This window comes from Lysinibacillus sp. NPDC097214, from assembly GCF_050277945.1.
Classification (GTDB): domain Bacteria; phylum Bacillota; class Bacilli; order Bacillales_A; family Planococcaceae; genus Lysinibacillus; species Lysinibacillus xylanilyticus_B.
Genome location: NZ_JBNNSS010000001.1, coordinates 544,075 through 562,390 on the forward strand (window position 1 = coordinate 544,075; position 18,316 = coordinate 562,390).

Annotated in this window: 20 protein-coding genes; 9 read left to right on the forward strand and 11 right to left on the reverse strand. The window is 37.3% G+C overall.

The genetic code is table 11. The features are described from left to right. Window position 1: 1 nt before the first annotated feature. Window positions 2-658 carry a molybdate ABC transporter permease subunit gene (gene modB / locus ACQKMI_RS02615; RefSeq protein ID WP_427487072.1) on the forward strand — a complete coding sequence of 219 codons (657 nt, stop codon included), beginning with the start codon at window positions 2-4 and terminating at the stop codon, window positions 656-658. 91 nt (window positions 659-749) lie between these two features. On the opposite strand, the gene moaD is transcribed toward modB, so the two are convergent. From moaD to ACQKMI_RS02640, 5 genes are read right to left on the reverse strand one after another with little or no spacing between them, the layout of a single operon-like run. Further along, window positions 750-983 (reverse strand): molybdopterin converting factor subunit 1, encoded by a 234-nt coding sequence (moaD, locus tag ACQKMI_RS02620; protein ID WP_427414420.1) that lies wholly within the window; start codon window positions 981-983, stop codon window positions 750-752. Then, complete coding sequence (locus ACQKMI_RS02625; protein ID WP_427487073.1) at window positions 976-1,455, reverse strand: molybdenum cofactor biosynthesis protein MoaE; 480 nt, start codon at window positions 1,453-1,455, stop codon at window positions 976-978. Before ACQKMI_RS02625 ends, moaD begins: the two co-directional genes overlap by 8 nt. Further along, a complete protein-coding gene (mobB, locus tag ACQKMI_RS02630) occupies window positions 1,452-1,976 on the reverse strand; it encodes a molybdopterin-guanine dinucleotide biosynthesis protein B (protein WP_427487074.1) in 525 nt (174 codons plus the stop codon). The genes ACQKMI_RS02625 and mobB overlap by 4 nt, the downstream gene beginning before the upstream one ends. Further along, window positions 1,937-3,229, reverse strand: coding sequence for a molybdopterin molybdotransferase MoeA (locus ACQKMI_RS02635; protein ID WP_427487076.1), 1,293 nt, complete (start codon window positions 3,227-3,229; stop codon window positions 1,937-1,939). Before ACQKMI_RS02635 ends, mobB begins: the two co-directional genes overlap by 40 nt. A 13-nt stretch (window positions 3,230-3,242) precedes the next feature. After that, window positions 3,243-4,259 (reverse strand): thiazole biosynthesis adenylyltransferase ThiF, encoded by a 1,017-nt coding sequence (locus ACQKMI_RS02640; protein WP_427487077.1) that lies wholly within the window; start codon window positions 4,257-4,259, stop codon window positions 3,243-3,245. Between the two features lie 120 nt (window positions 4,260-4,379). Between ACQKMI_RS02640 and ACQKMI_RS02645 the strand changes: the two genes are divergently transcribed. From ACQKMI_RS02645 to moaC, 3 genes are read left to right on the forward strand one after another with little or no spacing between them, the layout of a single operon-like run. Continuing rightward, window positions 4,380-4,874 (forward strand): MogA/MoaB family molybdenum cofactor biosynthesis protein, encoded by a 495-nt coding sequence (locus tag ACQKMI_RS02645; protein ID WP_427487079.1) that lies wholly within the window; start codon window positions 4,380-4,382, stop codon window positions 4,872-4,874. Further along, window positions 4,871-5,464 (forward strand): molybdenum cofactor guanylyltransferase, encoded by a 594-nt coding sequence (mobA, locus tag ACQKMI_RS02650; protein WP_323651382.1) that lies wholly within the window; start codon window positions 4,871-4,873, stop codon window positions 5,462-5,464. Before ACQKMI_RS02645 ends, mobA begins: the two co-directional genes overlap by 4 nt. Next, window positions 5,457-5,939, forward strand: coding sequence for a cyclic pyranopterin monophosphate synthase MoaC (moaC, locus tag ACQKMI_RS02655; protein WP_427487081.1), 483 nt, complete (start codon window positions 5,457-5,459; stop codon window positions 5,937-5,939). Before mobA ends, moaC begins: the two co-directional genes overlap by 8 nt. A 77-nt stretch (window positions 5,940-6,016) precedes the next feature. Here the strand turns inward: moaC and moaA are convergent, their stop codons facing one another. From moaA to ACQKMI_RS02670, 3 genes are all read right to left on the reverse strand, one after another. Beyond that, the gene (gene moaA / locus ACQKMI_RS02660; protein ID WP_427487340.1) at window positions 6,017-7,033 is read right to left on the reverse strand and encodes a GTP 3',8-cyclase MoaA; all 1,017 of its coding nucleotides are present in this window, start codon (window positions 7,031-7,033) and stop codon (window positions 6,017-6,019) included. 372 nt (window positions 7,034-7,405) lie between these two features. Next, the gene (fdhD, locus tag ACQKMI_RS02665; RefSeq protein ID WP_427487083.1) at window positions 7,406-8,212 is read right to left on the reverse strand and encodes a formate dehydrogenase accessory sulfurtransferase FdhD; all 807 of its coding nucleotides are present in this window, start codon (window positions 8,210-8,212) and stop codon (window positions 7,406-7,408) included. A gap of 12 nt (window positions 8,213-8,224) precedes the next feature. Further along, window positions 8,225-8,572 carry a DUF2294 domain-containing protein gene (locus tag ACQKMI_RS02670; RefSeq protein ID WP_323651379.1) on the reverse strand — a complete coding sequence of 116 codons (348 nt, stop codon included), beginning with the start codon at window positions 8,570-8,572 and terminating at the stop codon, window positions 8,225-8,227. Between the two features lie 616 nt (window positions 8,573-9,188). On the opposite strand from ACQKMI_RS02670, the gene fdhF reads away from it, so the two are divergent. Genes fdhF through ACQKMI_RS02685 form a run of 3 tightly spaced genes read left to right on the forward strand, consistent with a single transcriptional unit; the run spans window position 9,189 to window position 13,663 of the window. Then, a complete protein-coding gene (fdhF, locus tag ACQKMI_RS02675; protein WP_427414429.1) occupies window positions 9,189-12,122 on the forward strand; it encodes a formate dehydrogenase subunit alpha in 2,934 nt (977 codons plus the stop codon). A gap of 4 nt (window positions 12,123-12,126) precedes the next feature. After that, window positions 12,127-12,603, forward strand: coding sequence for a DUF1641 domain-containing protein (locus tag ACQKMI_RS02680; RefSeq protein WP_400932818.1), 477 nt, complete (start codon window positions 12,127-12,129; stop codon window positions 12,601-12,603). A 16-nt stretch (window positions 12,604-12,619) separates the two neighbouring features. Next, the gene (locus tag ACQKMI_RS02685; protein WP_427487086.1) at window positions 12,620-13,663 is read left to right on the forward strand and encodes an Mrp/NBP35 family ATP-binding protein; all 1,044 of its coding nucleotides are present in this window, start codon (window positions 12,620-12,622) and stop codon (window positions 13,661-13,663) included. 91 nt (window positions 13,664-13,754) lie between these two features. Here ACQKMI_RS02685 and ACQKMI_RS02690 read toward each other — a convergent pair whose 3' ends face one another. After that, window positions 13,755-14,042: a hypothetical protein gene (locus ACQKMI_RS02690; protein ID WP_049667586.1), complete on the reverse strand. Its 288-nt coding sequence runs from the start codon at window positions 14,040-14,042 to the stop codon at window positions 13,755-13,757. Between the two features lie 417 nt (window positions 14,043-14,459). Here ACQKMI_RS02690 and ACQKMI_RS02695 point away from each other — a divergent pair, with 417 nt between their 5' ends. Further along, complete coding sequence (locus tag ACQKMI_RS02695; protein WP_427487087.1) at window positions 14,460-14,921, forward strand: VOC family protein; 462 nt, start codon at window positions 14,460-14,462, stop codon at window positions 14,919-14,921. Between the two features lie 273 nt (window positions 14,922-15,194). Here the strand turns inward: ACQKMI_RS02695 and ACQKMI_RS02700 are convergent, their stop codons facing one another. Continuing rightward, the gene (locus tag ACQKMI_RS02700; RefSeq protein ID WP_427487088.1) at window positions 15,195-16,553 is read right to left on the reverse strand and encodes a lytic polysaccharide monooxygenase; all 1,359 of its coding nucleotides are present in this window, start codon (window positions 16,551-16,553) and stop codon (window positions 15,195-15,197) included. A 363-nt stretch (window positions 16,554-16,916) separates the two neighbouring features. Continuing rightward, the gene (locus tag ACQKMI_RS02705; RefSeq protein ID WP_427487089.1) at window positions 16,917-17,117 is read right to left on the reverse strand and encodes a hypothetical protein; all 201 of its coding nucleotides are present in this window, start codon (window positions 17,115-17,117) and stop codon (window positions 16,917-16,919) included. A gap of 480 nt (window positions 17,118-17,597) precedes the next feature. On the opposite strand from ACQKMI_RS02705, the gene ACQKMI_RS02710 reads away from it, so the two are divergent. Next, window positions 17,598-18,038 carry a hypothetical protein gene (locus tag ACQKMI_RS02710; protein WP_427487090.1) on the forward strand — a complete coding sequence of 147 codons (441 nt, stop codon included), beginning with the start codon at window positions 17,598-17,600 and terminating at the stop codon, window positions 18,036-18,038. The last annotated feature ends 278 nt before the right edge of the window (window positions 18,039-18,316 follow it).

Below are 18,316 nucleotides of genomic sequence, written 5' to 3' on the forward strand. Positions count from 1 at the left end.
GATGAGTACTGATTTCTGGTCACCCCTTAAACTTTCTATCGAGATAGCCCTTGTATCAGGAATAATTGTGATAGTAGCAGGTATTCTATTTGGTAAATGGATGGCTAAACGCAATTTCAAAGGAAAATTATTTCTAGAAACGGTGTTACTTTTACCATTAGTATTGCCTCCTACTGTAGTAGGATTTCTTCTCATTATTATTTTTGGCAAAAACAGTGTGCTAGGTAACTTGATGACATGGCTTTTTAACCAACCCGTTATGTTCACATGGTGGGCCGCTGTCATAGCCTCTACTGTTGTTGCATTTCCTTTAATGTATCAATCTGCAAAAACCGGCTTTGAATCTGTTGATGAGGACATTGAGAACGCTGCACGTGTTGATGGTGCTAATGAATGGCAAGTCTTTTTCTTTATTTCTATTCCTCTTGCATTAAAATCAATTGTCTCAGGTGGAATTTTAAGTTTCACACGCGCTTTAGGTGAATTTGGTGCAACCTTAATGTTTGCCGGAAACCTTCCAGGCAAAACGCAAACTACGCCGCTTGCTATTTACATGGCGATTGGTTCGGGTAACATGTCACTCGCTTGGTCATGGGTGATTTGTATGATAGGCATGTCCTTCCTTATGCTTCTGAGCGCTCATCTCATAAAGGCGTAAAGTGAATCTTTAAGCAGTGGGGGCTTTTTCAGGATAAAAATAATAAAAGATGTAGTCGGTACCTATACTGTACCAACTACATCTTTTCTTTTTACCCTCCACTAATGGGTGGAATAAACGCGACTGTATCCCCTTTTTTTACAACCGTTGCATCTGTTGCAAATTCTTCATTTACTGCTGTCATGACATGTTGTAAATTAACTTGTGGATATTGCATTTCCATCCATTCTTTAATTTGCCCAATTGTTCTATCTGACAGGTCTATACTTAATTTTGACTCCCCGATACTTTCTTGTAAGTGAGCAAATAGTAATATGTTAATCACAAGATTCCTCCTCACTGATGGTTGGATTTCCTTTTGGATAAGGAACATTTTCTAATTGATCACCAATCCATTCGGTCCCATCTTCCCAGTACTCTTTTTTCCAAATAGGCACAATTTGTTTAATACGATCAATAGCATATTCATTTGCTTCATAGGCTATTTTACGATGCGGTGATGATACCGCGATTACTACGGCAATATCCGAGATTTCTAAATGGCCAACACGATGTGTAATGGCTACTTTCGCTTCTGACCATCGTTCTTGTATTTCTTTAGATATTTGTTCAAACATTTTAATAGCCATAGATGGATAAGCTTGATATTCCAAATGTAGTGTTTTCTTTCCTTTCGTCATTTCACGCACTGTTCCGATGAAAACAGTGATCGCACCAGCATTTCGATCTGTTACTTTTTGTCTAACTTCTTCAACATCAATTGGTTTATCAATAATTTCAAACAACGATGTAGTCATGATTTTTTCCTCATTTCTTGCAATAAAAATTTCGTATATTGTGCTTCTTCTCGAATTGAAAAAGTTGGATAATCTAACCGTTTATTTAGTGGATAGGTCGGCCAATAAAGAACACAGATGATATTGCTTACTTTTTGTAGCAAAGATTCATCTTCCGCCTGGCGCAAAAGAACAACCTTCGGGTAGTCTTCATTTTTATAGCCTTCAATGAAAACGATATCCATATTAAATGTTTCATAAATAGCTAGTATATCAGCAAGCTGCCAGTTACTTTGGTGAATACTCATGCGTAAAGTACCTTCTCCTTCAACTGCTGTGACACTTGCACCAGCCTTCTCATGCCGAACACTATCTTTTGAACTTTCAATCATAGGGATACCACCATGTCCATGGTGCTTGATTGTTCCTACACGAAAACCGTCTATGGTGGCTTGCGTAATGAGTTGTTCCATTAACGTTGTCTTGCCACTATTTTGATAGCCTACGATTTGTAAGATTTTTCGATGATGTCCCATGGCCACTCACTTCCCTGCAAATCTTCTAACAATAAGACAACAACTTGCATGCCTTTTTCGTAACCACGTGATCCACCTGGTAATACAATAAAAGAATTAGCTTCTGCTAAGGAAGAAACCGCACTAGATTTATCAAAACCAGAAGGAACTGCAACTAATTGACCGTTTTCGTAAGAAGCATTAGCACGCACAAAACGGGTAAACGGATTCGGTTTTTTAAAGTCCGCACCTAAAACAGCCTGCTCTCTACGTAGATGTGGTTGCTTATTACCAAATGCCGTTCGAATAATAGGTCGTGTAAATAGTTCAAAACCAACATAGCAAGCTGATGGATTACCTGAAAGCCCAAATAATAATTGACCATTTCGAGCAGCAACAGTTGTTACACTACCTGGTCGCATCGCCACTTTATTAAACAGTACTTGTGCGTCAATAGCTTCATAAATGGCAGGTAAGTAATCGTAATCACCTACTGATACTCCTCCTGTTGTAATCAATATATCTACTTCCTGAAGAGCTTTTTCTACAGCTTGAATACATAAATTTAACTCATCGCTAAATTTACCAAAATATTTGACGGTTGCCCCAGCACGTTCAATTTGAGCCATTATCATATAGGCATTGCTATTACGAATTTTCCCTGGCTGTAAAGCATCACTTGGTTCTAGTAATTCACTTCCTGTTGCAATAACGCCTACAATTGGTTTTCGAAAAACGGGTACTTGATCATAGCCAAAAGTAGCAAGTAATGCGACAACGCCTGGGTTGATGTATTGTCCTTTTTCAATAAGAATTGCGCCTTTTTGAACGTCCTCACCCTTATAGGAAATATTTGTTCCTGCTTCATAAGATCGTTTAATCGACATATAACGTTGATCGTCTTCTTCAAAGGTGTGCGTTAATTCTAGCATAACGACTGCATCACATCCGATTGGGATAGGAGCTCCTGTCATAATGCGCACCGCTTCTCGATTACCTACGCCTTCCTCAAATACATAGCCAGCGCCAATTTCCCCTACTACTTTAAAGGTTACTGGATTTTCTGAACATGCCTCTTGACTATCAACCGAGCGAATAGCATAACCATCATATGGTGAACGATCAAATGCTGGTACATCTTGATCCGCAGCAATATCTTCTGCTAAAAAACGTCCATGTGCTTGTTGTAGTGGAACGACCTCTACTTTTTCTTGGAATGCAAACTCCATGACCCGTTGAACCGCTTCCGCAACAGCAATTGGTTTTCTTTTTTCTAACATTTTAGTACCTCCTTTATCCGAATAAACGATAATAAATGGTTTTAGCTTTTTGTATATCTTTTACACCATGAATAACAACTCGTCCATCTTGGAAAATCACTAGTCGATAATCTACGGCTTGGCAAGATAATAAATAGGGATTTTGTTGAATATCACCATAAGGACGAAGTTGGACAGCGAGCTGATCCAAATTATAGTGAATTGGTTTAGGTGGGCGTATTTGAATAGCATCCCGACCACATAATACATTTAATTTTGTTTGATTTTCATATGACAAATGTGGATAGGTCGGATTATTGCCACAGGATGGGCAATCATGATTTCGAATTTTTTCTACGTTTATTTCATAGTGTTGATTTTGCCAAACATCAAAAGTTAAATAACTTTTACGTAATGCCTCATCATTGCCAACTAAATACTTTAATACCTCAGCTACTTGATAAGCTGCTACGATTTGAACAGCTGGACTTATAATTCCTACTGTATCGCATGTCATCCCTGTATTAGGCATCGCCGCTAACAAACAATGTAAACAAGGTGTTTTACCTGGCACAATCGTATAAGTAGCGCCATAACTGCCAATACAAGAACCATAAACCCAAGGAATTTGATATTTTTGTGCAAGATCGTTCATCATAAAGCGAATATCAAAGTTATCCGTTGCATCCACCATCATATCTACGTCTTCAAGCAATGAAATTAATTGCTCTGCACACGCATCAACAATATATGCGTTGATTTCCACCTCAGAATTAATGCTTTGTAGTCGTTTTTTTGCAGCGATTACTTTAGGGACTTTTTCTTGCGCATCTTGTTCCGTATATAGTTGTTGTCTTTGTAAATTACTCCACTCTACATAATCACGATCAATAATCGTCAATTTTCCGATGCCTGCCCTTACTAGAGCCTCTGCGCTAGCACTGCCTAAAGCACCAACCCCTATCATCAGGACATGCTTTTGTTTTAGTAGCAGCTGCCCGTTTTCTCCGATTGGGCTGAATAATTGTTGTCTAGAATATCTATTATGCATAAACGGTTTTGCCTTTCTTTCTATGAATTTTAGTTTGACCTTTTAATTTATAGCTTTATAATAAAAGCAATGTTTTTCAGCAAAAAACAATATCAACTCTATAAAAGGAGGTCTTTTACCTTGCATCCCACACATAGTCAACTTCCTATACAAGCTGCCATTTTAACAGTGAGTGACACACGCACGAAGGCGGATGATCATGGTGGTCAGCGTATTCAATCATTACTTCAAGAAGCTTCATTTGAATTAATAGACTATCAAATGTCAAAAGATGAACCGCTTGAAATCTCAAACCATGTACAAAAATGGTGCGCTGATCCTACCATTAATACCATTATCGTAACAGGAGGAACAGGGTTTACACCGAGAGACCAAACTTACGACACGATTCTCCCTCTTTTCGAAAAAGAAATGATGGGATTTGGTGAATTATTTCGAACACTAAGCTATGAAGAAATCGGCCCAAAAGCCATGTTTAGTCGTGCAACAGCAGGTAGTCGCGATAAAACGGCTATCTATGTGCTACCAGGTTCCACGAATGCCGTGACTCTTGCTATGACAAAACTGATTCTTCCTACTGTGCAACATTTTGTCGGTGAGTTGAATCGCATATGAAAATGGCTGGTGTTGTCTTAGCTGGCGGTCAATCTTCTCGGTATGGTCAACCGAAAATGTTCGAATCATTTGCTGGTCTGCCTTTATATAAGCAAAGTCTCATAGCTTTACAAAAAAATCAACTACATCCTCTCATTATTGCTACGAATGCTAGCTTGCAATCGAAGTTTGTAGAAGAAGATGTCCAATGGATCATTGAAAAAGAGCCTCATCAAGGACCTCTGTTTGCCTTGCATAATATCATGACAAATTTCCCAGAAGTAGAGTGGTTTTTCGTAATTGCAAGTGATATGCCTTTTATTAATGCAGAATTTGTCCAAACTATGCTAACATTTATCGATGATCGTTATGAGGCTATTGTTCCTAAACAAGCTTCAAGATTACAACCTCTTGCTGCTTTATATCGACGCAGTGCTTTACCAAAAGCACATCAATTAGTCCAACATAACAAGCGAAGTATGAAAGTCTTGTTAGAGCAACTTCAAGTGTGTTATGTTCCCTTTGAAGAAGACAGCTCAACATTTATCAATATCAATTCACAACAAGATTGGCTACAAACATTGGAAAGGAAATCTAATAATAATGAGTAATTTTACACACTGGAATGAAGAAGGTCGTCCTAAAATGGTCGACATTTCAGAAAAAACAATCACAAACCGTACAGCTATCGCCCGCAGTACAATCACGTTATCCGATGAGGTCTACCAAGCCATCCAACAAGGAGGCATTAAAAAAGGCGACCCAACGCAAGTGGCACAAATTGCTGGGATTATAGGTGCTAAAAAAACGTCTGATATTATCCCAATGTGCCATCCGATTATGTTACAAGGAACAGATCTTCAATTTGACTATACAAAAGCAGAGGGTGGTTACGAACTACACATTCAAGCTACAGTGAAATGTAGTGGTAAAACAGGTGTCGAAATGGAAGCACTAACTGCTGTATCCATTGCTGCACTGACTTTTTATGATATGTGTAAAGCCGTCGACAAGTCTATGGTGATTAAAGAAACATACCTTGTTCAAAAAACAGGCGGAAAAAGCGGCAACTTTGTGCACAAATAAACAGAAAAAATCCGGCATTATTTTGCCGTTTTTTTTCTGTTTTTTTACCATAAGTCACTAATACCACTCTATTTCCTCTAACCACCGATGTGTGACATTTCAATTTTTGCGTTTTTCCGTTTCTCCATTGTCTGTTCATTTCGTTCATCGGAATAGCGATCTTTTCTATTTTCCCAAACGTTCGAAATGCATTGGGTAATAGTTTCATCATCTTCCCCAGACCTTAACAATTCTCGTAAACTCGTTCCCTCTGTTGCAAATAAACACGTATATAATGTTCCTTCTGCAGAAATACGGGCACGCGAACACGTTGAGCAGAAAGAATCTGTTACAGATGATATCACGCCAATTTCACCCTGGGCATCCTCATATTGATAACGTGTAGCTACTTCCCCTTTATAATTAGGGTCGACAGGATGCAAGGGAGAGAATTGATGGACTTGGTCAACTATTTCTTTCTTCGACAGAACTTCATCTAGCCGCCAACCATTCGAATTACCCACATCCATATATTCAATAAAGCGAAGAATATGCTGTTTCTCTTTAAAATATTCTGCCATTGCAACGATATCTTGCTCATTTTTTCCTTTTTGAACAACCATATTAATCTTAACTTGTAAACCTGCTTCTGCCGCTTTTTCGATACCTTCTAATACCGCTTTCACTTTTCCTCGATGCCCATTCATCTCGAAAAAACGTTCCTCATTTAGAGAATCTAGGCTAATAGCTACTCGCGATAAACCAGCTCTCGCCAATTCATTTGCATATTTTTTCAACAATGTGCCATTGGTCGTTAAAGCAATATCCTCTACTCCATCTATGCGATGTATACGTTCAATTAATTTCGGCAGATCACGACGTAGTAAAGGCTCACCACCAGTAATGCGTACTTTTTTCACACCTAATGAAACAAAAATCTTTACTAATCGTTCGATTTCTTCAAAACTCAATATTTTATCGGACGGTAAAAAAGCATAATCTGGACCAAATACTTCTGCAGGCATGCAATATTGACAACGAAAATTACAACGGTCTGTTACTGATATCCTTAAATCTCTTAATGGTCTTTGTAGTTGGTCTCGTAGATTAGTAATTTTAATCTCTTCCTTTCATTTTGATCAATTTCGCCTTAGCGAAATTGCTGCTGTCGCTTCGCTTTCGCGCAGATAAACAATGCGTCCGGATTTTGAATTGTGCTCAGGCCTGCACGAGGGCCGACACGATGTCGGTCATTTCGGTAATGCCACAGGACGTGGCGTTTTTACCGATGCAGGTCAGTTAGCCGTTTTCGCAGGATGCGAAGGTTTTAGGCTAACATCCTTTATTCATTCCTTTCAAAATCCGTGACATCCACCGGAGGCTCTAGGCCAACACGATGTTGGTCACTCAGGCGTTTTCACATGATGTGAAGTTCTTAGCCTGAGTTCCTCTATTTCAGCGGATGTTTGGGCCCCCGCTGAAATAAGTTAGAGTGATTCATTTGTAGGTAAGTGAATACGTTCTTTATGTGTATAAATATTAAGTGTATTTTGGCGAATAAAACCTACCGTCGTAATACCGAGTTGCTCTGCCAATTGCAATGCCAATTCTGTAGGAGCAGATTTGGACAGAACAATTTCACAGCCAATTTTCGATACTTTAAGTAAAATTTCCGATGATATCCTTCCACTAAATACGATAATTTTGTCCTGAATGCTAATGTTGTTTTTTAGGCAATAACCATAAATTTTATCTAAAGCATTATGGCGCCCAATATCCATTCGACTTAATAAAACGCCATTCGTATCACATAGCGCTGCATTATGAACGCCACCAGTTTGTTTGAATATTTCAGCTAAATCTTGCATATCGCGCATTAAACGAAAACAATCATCTGTTGTAATACGCACATGAATACCGTCCATTTTTTTAGCTACTAATGCATCATTAGCAAAAACAAAACCTTGGCGGCTCATCCCACAACAAGAAGTAATGTAGCGTTTATTTTGTATTTGTTGAAAGTAAGGATTCACACGCTTTGTTTTAACATGTACAAAACCTTCTTTTTCTTGGTGCCAAATATCTTCAATATCTTCGTAACCACGAATAATTCGTTCAGAAGCCAAATAGCCAATAACCATATCTTCTACATACTCCGGTGTGCAAACCATCGTCACAAATTCTTGCTCATTAATCTTCACTGTCACAGCATATTCTGTAACAACAGTATCTTCTATTTCTTTGCTTTGATTACCTTCAACACGAATGATGTCTCTTGTTACTGCTCGTTCCATATGGCATCCCCTTTATTCACTAATATTATTTTCGAAAACAAATACAGAAATAGCAAAATCTTCTTCAATTTTAATATCTGAAAATAAATGGAGTAGCTTAGTGCCCATCAATTCTTCCATGCCTTCTGGAGGTGATTTAGTATACAAATCTTGAATCATTCTTGTACGCGCAGCATGCACCATTTTTAACCCTTCAGGTGTACTCGCAATAAATTTTTCTGTCGGTGTGATATTACCATATAAAGTTGAGACAGCCATGTTCTCAACGAAAACAGTATGAATACGCTCCGGTCCTTTTCCAAATATATCTTTGCGTAGTTTTCGAATAATGTCGTTGAATTCATGCACTTTTTTTGACATTTTAACGATTCTCCCAACGTAATTAATCTTTTTTTCCTATGTTCATGGGGGTCACCCTTATAGTTTGTTAATAATATAGCAACTTAAATAAAAATTAAAGAGAAAATATCCAATGATAATCATTCTCAAACAATAAATTTTACTATAATTATTGTCCATTTTGGCAGAAAAGGCTATAATAAGTGATATTATAAATGGAATGAAAGTATTTTGATTCTTATGTCATGGTTTTATACAAATAGGTTTGAACTATTGGCATGGTGGTTTTGATATTTATATTCTATTAGTTATATTGAATAAAAAATAAAAGTAGATTGAATTTTTAGCAAGGCCTGTTAAGAATTTTATCCACCATGAATAAATAGCATGTTTTAAACGTGCCTTTTCATGGTGGATTTTTTTATTTTTCAGCAATATCAACATTGACAACTCGTAATACATGTTTCTTCATCTATCTTAGTGTAGAAATGATCAATCGGGAAATGACATTATAACAAGACCATTTTTTAAATGAACAAGACATTCAAAATTTAAAAACTCGTAGTTCAATTCCCGGTTTATCCTCAGTATTAACCTGTTGCCAAAGAGTCTTAAAGAACAAAAGGAGGAAATCACCTTGACTAAAATTAACATTAATGGCCAACCGTATGATGTAGCAGAGGGAGCTACAATACTTGATACCATTAATCAAAATGGCATCGCCCATCCACAAATTTGTCATGTACCATCTGTTGATCCTATCAAAACTTGTGATACATGTATCGTTGAAGTGAATGGACAATTAGTTCGCTCTTGTTCAACAAAAGCTATAGACGGCATGGATATCCAACTTACTTCTGATAAAGCGAAAGCTGCTCAAACAGAAGCGATGGATCGTCTACTAGAAAACCATCTGCTGTATTGTACAGTTTGCGATAATAACAACGGCAATTGTACATTACATAACACAGCAGAATTAATGGAAATTGAACATCAGAAATATCCTTACCAACCAAAAGTTGAACCACACGAAGTAGATACGTCGCACCCGTTTTATCGATATGATCCAAATCAATGTATCGCATGTGGACAATGTGTAGAGGTTTGTCAAAACCTACAAGTTAATGAAACATTATCTCTTGACTGGGAAGCTGAAAGACCAAAAGTAGTTTGGGATGAAGGCGTTGCCATTAACGATTCTTCATGTGTAGGCTGTGGACAATGTGTTACCGTTTGTCCATGTAACGCATTAATGGAAAAATCAATGCTTGGTGAAGCTGGTTTTATGACTGGACTTAAACAAGAAACATTAGATCCGATGATTAGTTTAATTAAGGAAGTCGAGCCTGGCTATAGCGGTATCTTCGCTGTTTCTGAAGTCGAGGCTGCTATGCGTAGTAAACGTACGAAGAAAACAAAAACAGTTTGTACTTTCTGTGGAGTAGGTTGTTCGTTCGAAGTTTGGACAAAAGACCGCAAAATTTTAAAAGTGCAGCCTTCTGACGGTCCTGTAAATGCTATTTCTACTTGTGTAAAAGGAAAATTTGGTTGGGACTTCATCAACTCTGAAGAACGAATTACAAAACCATTAATTCGTAAAAATGATGCATTTGTTGAATCTTCATGGGATGAAGCGCTTGACTTAATTGCTACTAAACTAGGTGGCATTCAAAAAGAACATGGTTCTGGTTCTGTCGGCTTTATTTCTTCTTCAAAAATTACAAACGAAGAAAACTACTTAATTCAAAAAATGGCACGTCAATTATTCGAAACAAACGACGTTGATAACTGCTCACGCTATTGTCAATCTCCAGCTACAGATGGCCTACTACGCACAGTTGGTATAGGTGGCGACGCTGGAACGATCAAAGATATCGCAAAAGCTGGCCTTGTTATTATTGTTGGGGCAAACCCTGCAGAAGGTCACCCTGTTTTAGCTACTCGTGTAAAACGTGCCCATAAGTTACACGGTCAAAAATTAATTGTTGCCGACGTTCGTAAACATGAAATGGCTGAGCGTTCTGATATTTTCATGCGCCCAAAACAAGGAACAGACCAAGTATGGTTAATGGCCGTTACAAAATATATGATCGATCAAGGTTGGCATGATGAAGCCTTCATTAAAGAGAACGTGCACTTCTTTGATGATTTTAAAGATGTACTTGAAACATACACACTTGAGTATGCAGAAAAAGAAACGGGCATTTCAAAAGAAACGTTGATAAATGTTGCTGAAATGATTCGTGATGCTGACGGTACATGTGTACTTTGGGGTATGGGTGTTACACAAAATACAGGTGGCTCATATACATCAGCTGCAATTTCTAACCTACTTCTAGCTACTGGTAACTATCGTCGTCCAGGTGCAGGTGCCTACCCTCTTCGTGGTCACAACAATGTTCAAGGTGCTTGTGATATGGGTACACTACCAAATCTATTACCAGGTAATCAAAAAGTAATAGACGACGAAGCACGTAAGAAATTTGAAGAAGCATATGGTGTGAAAATCAAACCTGAACCAGGTCGTACGAATATGGCAATGTTAGATGCTATCATGGAAGGTAAAATGAAAGCAATGTATTTAGTTGGGGAAGATATGGCACTTGTAGATTGCGATGCTAACCATGTAGATAAAGTACTTTCACAATTAGACTTCTTTGTTGTACAAGATTGCTTCCTTTCACGTACAGCACAATATGCGGATGTTATTTTACCAGCAGCACCTTCTCTTGAAAAAGAAGGTACTTTCACGAATACAGAGCGTCGTGTACAACGACTATATCAAGTATTACCAACACTTGGTGAATCAAAAGCCGATTGGGAAATCCTTCAATTAGTAGCACGTCGCCTAGGTGCTGACTGGAATTACAGTCACCCAAGTGAAATCTTTGCTGAAATGGCTAGTCTTGCTCCATTCTTCTCGCAAGCGAACTATGATGTATTAGAAAATTGGGGTAGCTTCTGTTGGGGTAGCCATGATGGTAAAGATACACCTTTACTATATGAGGATGGCTTTAACTTCCCTGACAAAAAAGCTCGTTTTGCTTTAAATGATTGGATCAGACCGGTTGAATATGAAGCGCAATATGATTGCCATATTAACAACGGTCGTATGCTTGAACACTTCCATGAAGGTAATATGACAAATAAATCAAAAGGTATTCAATCGAAAGTACCTGAAATTTTTGTTGAAGTATCACCAGAACTAGCAAAAGAACGCGGCATAGAAGATGGAGCTCTTCTTCGTTTAGTGTCTCCTCAAGGCGCATTAAAATTAAATGCCTTAGTAACTGATCGCGTACAAGGAAATGAACTTTTCTTACCTATGAACTCTGTTAGCAAAGATTCAGCGATTAATTTCTTAACGGGCCCAGCTGGAGACATCAATACATCGACACCGGCGTACAAACAAACGAAAGTACGCGTAGAAGTATTGAAACAAAAAGGAAAATCACCACTTCCTAGAACAAACCCGCGTTATAAAAAACGTCATCCACAAAATGGTGTTGAGGTAGAACGCAAATGGAATCGTCCTGGCTACGTTCACTTAACAACTAACGAAAGGGAGTGAGTTCATGGCAGCACCAATTACGACAATTCAAAAAGAGCAAAAAACAGAAGAACAACTAAAGGAAGAAAAGTTAGGGAATTTAAAGCAACTTCTTTCTGAGAATGAAGAAATGGTTAACCAGGTCTTTACGATCATGGCAGAATTAAATGATATTGGAGCGCTAGAAGCAGCTACGAAACTACTAGAAGCAAAAGAGGATGTTGCACATATCGCTCTTGGTCAATTAACTCGTAAGCCTGTTACGAATATCATCAACAACTTAATGGGTGTTGCGGGAGCATTAACCGAGCTAAACCCAGAGACAACAACAAAGCTGATTGAAGGCTTAAATACTGGCTTAGATGAAGCGAACAAAGCCGTTGAATCTGACGAAAAAGTTAGTGCCTTTAAGCTGTTCAAAATGCTAAACGATCCTGATGTTAATCGTGCTGTGAATTTTGGCGCCCACTTCTTAAAAGGGCTTGGCAAAGGCCTAAAATAGGAGGATGATTTCTTATATGCTAACGAACGAGCACATTTTAAAAACTTTGCAGAAAGTTGATGACCCAGAACTTCATAAAAGCATCGTTGACTTGAATATGGTACGTAATATTCAAGTCAATGGTACGCATATCTCACTTGATATTATCTTGACTATTCCAGGTTGTCCTTTAAAAGCAAAAATTCAACAAGATGTTGAAGAAGCGTTGACAACGATCGGTGCATCAAAAGTCTCCATCAAATTTGGTTCTATGACAGATGACGAGCGTCGTAGTCTAACAACTTCTTTAAAATCACAAAATGTTACGGATAAAGGTATGCCTACAATGCTTCTACCCGATTCTGGTGTCAAATTTATTGCAGTTACTAGTGGTAAAGGGGGCGTCGGTAAGTCTACTGTGACGATTAACTTAGCAGTAGCCCTTGCCCGTCTTGGCAAACGTGTAGGTATTTTAGATGCAGATATATATGGATTTAGTATTCCAGCTATGATGAAGATTCATCAAAAACCAACAATGCTTGACCAAACAGCTATCCCAGTAATAAGTCATGGTGTAAAAATCATGTCGATGGGTTTTTTCACAAACGAAAACCAACCTGTCATGTGGCGTGGTCCAATGCTTAATAAATGGATTCGCAATTTCCTTGTCAATACACATTGGGATGAATTAGACTATCTTCTCATAGATTTACCACCTGGTACGGGAGATGTTGCCATTGATATGGCGGCAATGATTCCACAAGCACAGGAAATAATTGTAACAACACCGCACCTTGCAGCTTCCCATGTTGCTTCTCGTGCAGGTTTGATGGCTCAACATACGAACCACTCGATTCTTGGTGTTGTTGAAAACATGGCATACTTTGAAAATTCGAATGGTGAAAAGAACTATTTATTCGGCCAAGGTGGCGCCGAAAAATTAGCAGATGAGCTTCAGACAAATATCATTGCTCAAATCCCATTTGCGCAACCTGAGGAAAATACAGGTTCTTCCGTTTACGACGAAGACTCCATTATCGGTGAAGTATTTACCCACCTTGCAGAAGATTTGATGTATTAATAAAAATGCAGGATAAAGAAAAAACCCTTGACTCGTTCTTATACGAGACAAGGGTTTTTTCATGGAGCCAAACACTCCCCTACTATTTAATTCAATAGCCCGCCTTCTTTAAAACCTGCATAAAATAAAAACGGTACGTATTTTTAACGAAAGAATCTAAAGGCAGCCCAACATTTAATTGATACTTTGTAAAAATAAAATAAAAACGCTTATCCCATTTTAACCGTAATAATTCCCCAGCATCTTCACCGTATTTCTCCGTAAATTCCTCAATTAAAGGTTCAATCATATAGTAGCAATAGTCTTTTAAGTTTGCGAGAGCCTCTATATCTTTCTCCTTTTGAAAACGTGTAATCCAATCAACTAATTGTTCGTTCATTTTAAAATCCATCTTTCTATCTTGAGTTTCTTCCTATTATATTATACCTCTTTTTATAAGTTTTCTCTTCTCTCGTTTCTTAGACATTTGGATTGATAAAGGCATTAACTAAATTTTAAAAAAGCCTTGCAGAGCATAACGGGTTCTGTTTTCGAGGTTTTTCGCTCGAATTAGTTAACGTGATAATTTAAATGGCAAGGAACTATATTCAACTCCCGTGAAAGAACTTTAGTATGTAGTATTGAAGTAACGGGGGCTATACTTCAAGAAGGGATTCCGCAGAGATCCCTTCTTTTTATTCTTCAACTAACGGTGCAGGATAGTTGGAGAATTAGAATTAGATTAGACCTTTGGACGATTCCCAAATTTTGAAAGATTGATACTATTGAAAATAACATAACAAAAGGGGTGTCATTGTTGATAATAGGTTTATATGAAGCGCATTTACCAGTAAGTAACCTGAAAAAATCTATTGAATTTTATACAGATCTTGGTTTAGAGCTTGACCACAGTGTTGAGGATAAATTAGCTTTTTTGTGGATTGAAAAAGATAAAAGTTGGTTGGGATTATGGGAAACAGATAAAGTAGAAATTGAATATCATCCTTCAATCAGACATATAGCTTTTCAAGTCTCGTTGGAAGGATTAAAAAATTCAGTTAGTTGGCTTAAACATAAGGGTTACGAACCAAGAGAAGCATTTGGTTTTGAGCCTTTTGAACCCTTTGTAATGGCTCATAATGGTTATGCTCACGCCAAAATACATTTTAATGATCCAGATGGAAATAGTTTAGAGTTTATTTGTAAACTTGAAAATCCTAAAAAAATTACAAAACGTATGTACTTAAGTGAGTGGGAGCAATTAATTATGGATAGCTAGAAAAATATTTATTGAACTCCCATGAAAGAACTTAATTATCTTTCATTTTCTGTGGTGAAGAGCTTATTTTTGCGCTTCACGGATGGCTAACGGGTAGCTTTAGTTAAATTTTGATTCACGAAATATCAAACCAAGTTGTACAAAAAAGGTACTGCGAATTGCAGTACCTTTTAATATGCTAATTAATTGTATTTTTAACCTGCGATTTTGCTTTTTGTACTTCAAAACAGAACCCGTTATGCAGAGCAAGGCTTTTTATTAGGACTTTACTTTTTATTTAACTTCTTTCCATAAAGACAATGCGAAAATCCAATTCGGATCTCCATATCCTTGATAGCTTTGAACCGCTTCATATACTTTACCTTGGTGCTCTACTTTATCACCTTTTGTGTACGCCTTAGTTGAACTCCATTGCTCATAAGACGCCCCTTGCTCTTTTGTAGTCACAGTTAAAACGGAACTTTTAATAGATTCATTTCCAGCGGCATCAACAGCAGTAACTGCATACTTATAAGTAGTATTGGCTTGTAGATTCATGTCCATAAACGATGTAGTTTTCGATGTTCCAACTGCAGTCATTTGCCCTACTGATGTTTCTCGATAAATCACATAATGGTCAACTGCTACATTATCCTCTGATGCACTCCACATTAAGTCTACACTTGATGATGTTACCGCCATCGTATGCAGTGTAGTTGGTTGCGTTGGTGCTTCTGTATCTGGAACTGCTTTCATTGTCTCTACAACTGTAGACTCACTTTCTTTAGAAACATTTCCAGCTGCATCCACTGCCTTTATTGTATATGTATATTTTGTATCCGCTTTTAAATTTTTATCTGTGAATGTTGTTCCTGGTACATTTCCAACTACTTTACCATCACGTAATACTTGATATTCTTTTACACCCACATTGTCTGTAGAAGGATTCCATTTTAGTTCAGCGCTGCTAGAAGTAACTTTCGTTGCTTGTAATCCATTTGGTTGAGATGGAGCTTCCTTATCTATATCTACATTATTCACCAAATTAACATCAATGACATTATAGAAAGCATTTGCAGTATTAGCTACATCCCAAACAGCTAAAATAACATGGTAGCCACTACGATCCGTTGGTACGTTAATTGTATGCGTTAAATTATTTGTTGCATCAGTACCATTATGTTCAACAGTTCCAATTGGCTCAAGATCAGCACGAGTTAATGGCTTATTAGGATCCCATCCCTTTTTCGTAATATAATAGTGCCATTTGCTTGTTAAATGTGTTGCAGTGTACTTCCACGTAAAGGTATTCGATCCCCCTGTAATCGTATTCTTAAACCAACGATTTGCAGTTTGCTGATCGAGGATGCCATCAAACTGACCTCCTGCAGATGCAATTTTACCATCTACTGGTCCACCTTGTGGAAATCCTTTTTTGGCCTCTAAGCTCTGTGGCTCATACATAACCCTTCCACAACTCAAGTTAAGCGCACCATAACTTTGGCTACATAAAGCAGCACGGCTAGCTGGTTTTTCAACAAACCCATGGGCAGATGCATTTGGTGCCATTGCAATCCCCATGATTCCCGCTGCTAATATGGCTGCACTTATCCCCTTTTTACTCTTACTTAATTTTGTGAATTTAATGTTCATATTACTAGTCTCCTTACTTTTGAAATTGTGTTTCTATTGGTATAATAGCTACGAATTTACTAATAAGCAAACTATGAACAAACATGATAAAAGGTGTATTAAGCGAGCATGTTTTTCCTAAAACTATGTAGATAAATAGCGCTAAATGTAATAAAAATCTTATCATTTTGTTATATTACATTTAAAAGTGCTACAAATTTTAACAAAACGTTCATAAAGTGTTCAAGTTAAATTTTTCATTTTTACGATTTCAACAAAGAAATAAAGACTAAAAAATAGCCCATGCATCCTAGGCATGAGCTATTTTCACATTAGACTGTGGGTATTATTGATTATGGAATATCTACCAATGGTTAATATATTCTAATTTGCGAGCCCTTTATTATATTCAATCCATTTTTCCATTTCTCTCTCCACAGCCCGATTTTGCCATTCAAACCAAATACCAGAACATTCACTACAGTGACTATCTACTCCATTTTTATTATGCATATCTTTACGAGTAAATACAGTTTTTTTGCGACAGCTGTAGCAGTAAACTTCTCTCTCTTTATCAAATTCCATAACTATCAACTCCAACATTTTACACATATTTATTTCCTTTTTTCATATAAATTATTCTAATTAGAGAATGACAAAAAATAGTTTAGTGAGAACTTGCAAAATAGAGGTTAAGTGCAACAAAATACATTTTTCTCTCTCTCAAAAAAAGCGCCTCAAACCCTTAAAAGGATTTGTGCCACTTTTTAGTTAGTTCAAACTTATTCTATCTGAACCTCGATATGTCTCAAGAGGGAATCGAACACGCGACCGACGGCTTAGATGGCCTTTGCTCTATCCTGCAGAGCTACTGAGTCAACATGATCATACCAACAATTTGAGACGTTTTTAAACTCTACTAGGGATTCGGTCAAGCTCACTCTTCCGTATACCAACATTGGAAAGTGCGTTACACTATATCAAACAACTGATTATCCAGTAATTCCACTAACTAGGCAGTTTAGTGGAATACGGTGTCTTTAGAAACAATAAGGGGGGAAGTGTATGAAAAAGGTATTAATTTCTTTGTTAGCTGTAGTTGTGTTAGTAGGTGGGATTTATTTTGTATTTAACCTTAAACCACCTAAACCAACCATAACTATTGAAAATAATACTGTAGAAGTGGCACAAGGTTCTTATTGTTGGAATGGACTTATTAACGTTCAATGTGTTGATAAGATTTCCCCGCCAGATATGATTAAACATCAAGAACTTAAACCTGTTGTTGTATCACCTGGAGCTGAATTAAAAATAGAATTTAATCGTAAACCACTAGAAAATACGTTGGGCGCATCTATATGGTTTAATAAAAACGAAATGGAGAATGTCCCATTAAATGACAATATTTTATTAGTGCCAAAAGAGAAAGGGGTTTATATTTATAGTGTTTCTGCACATTGGAAAAAGGGAAGTTCGAATTATGACTTTGTAATTGAAGTTAAGTAAGTCTTTTTTCTCTAACGTAGAGCTTCAGTTCAATAAACAGCAGAGGAACAAAAAATGGTGGAAAAAATGTCCGTTAAAGAAGGATTTGTACTACAAGAAAATGGAACAGGTTTCTTTTTTATTAAAGAAAAATAATTACGGAGTTACGTTAATCAGGATTTGTGTTTATGATTATTCTTCATATATACAAATCCTTTTCTTATGCTTCCTCAAAAGCTCCACACATCGCTCTGTAGCTTCATTTATACAGCGTGTGTAAATATCCCCTACTTCACTAT